Annotated in this window: 2 protein-coding genes; one reads left to right on the top strand and one right to left on the bottom strand. The window is 72.3% G+C overall.

Translation table 11 applies throughout. The annotated features are described in order from the left end of the window. The coding region (locus ACWDNU_RS46465; protein WP_449673524.1) for an aminotransferase class I/II-fold pyridoxal phosphate-dependent enzyme at positions 1 to 613 on the bottom strand (613 nt) is incomplete at its 3' end. Between the two features lie 127 nt (positions 614 to 740). Between ACWDNU_RS46465 and ACWDNU_RS46460 the strand changes: the two genes are divergently transcribed. Next, the coding region (locus ACWDNU_RS46460; protein ID WP_449673523.1) for a response regulator at positions 741 to 1,175 on the top strand (435 nt) is incomplete at its 3' end.

The following is a 1,175-nucleotide window of genomic DNA, read 5'->3' as shown; positions in this document are numbered from 1 at the left end:
GGTCGGCGCGGACGGTCGCGTGCTCGTCGCCGCGGGTCTGGCCGCGGTTGACGATCACCACCGGTTTGCCGGATTTCGCCTCCGGCGCCGTGGCGAACGCCAGGAATTGCTCGTTCTCGTGCGGATCACCGATCGTCACGCGCACGCCGTCGCCGGCGAACGGCCGCACCAACACGCCGGCGGCGGCACTCGCCTCGGCGAAGGCGGTGGTCCGCTCGCCCAGCGGCAGCCAGACGAAGTTGGCCTCGCTCGACGGCACCTCGTAACCGGCCGCCAGCAGCGCGTCCCGCACCTGGTGGCGCTGCGTGACCAGGACATCGGTCCGGTCCAGGAGTTCGCCACGGGCCTCCAGCGAGGCGATCGCGGCCGCCTGCGCCACCCGGTTCACGCTGAACGGGATGTGCACCTTCAGCAGCGCGGTGATCACCTCGGGATCGCCGACGGCGTAGCCGACGCGCAGGCCGGCCAGGCCGTAGGCCTTCGAGAAGGTCCGCAGCACCACCACATTCGGCCGCGTGCGCCCGATCTCGACGCCGTCGGGACGGTTCTCCGGGGTCAGCCGGAGGTACTCGTAGTAGGCCTCGTCCAGCACGACGAGCACGTGCGCGGGCACCCGGTCCAGGAACCGCTCCAGCTCCGCGCGCCCGTGCGCGGTGCCGGTGGGCGCCGGATGCGGTAGAACTCGACACCGACGGGTCGCGGGCTGGCCGCGAAGGGTGTTCGAGGATGGGGAGTGGTCGGTGAGCGAGTTGCAGCAGACTCCGGCGGTACGGCGGATCGGGCTGGTCGAGGACCACGAGTCCGTCGCGATCGGGCTGGCGGCCATGCTCGGGCCCGAACCCGATCTGGACCTCGTCGCCACCGCCGACACCGTGGCCGGGCTGCTCGCCGCCGACGACGCCCTGGATCTGGTCGTGCTCGACCTGCGCCTGCCCGACGGCTCGACCCCCGAGGACAACGTCACCACGCTGCGCGAACGCGGCATCGAGGTGCTGGTGTTCACCGGCGCCGACAACGCGTTCCTGGTGCGGTCGGCGGCCAAGGCGGGCGTGCTCGGGGTGCTGCGCAAGTCCGAGAGCGCCGGCTCGGACAGCGAGTCGATCAGCGAGCCGGCCATCGTCACCTCCTGCGGGCGGACCTGCGGCGGGTCCTCGCGCAGGAACGGGAAATCCGGG

Source organism: Amycolatopsis sp. NPDC003676 (genome assembly GCF_053587275.1).
The sequence above is the reverse complement of the archived record's forward strand: the minus strand, read 5'-3'. Positions and strand labels throughout refer to the sequence as shown.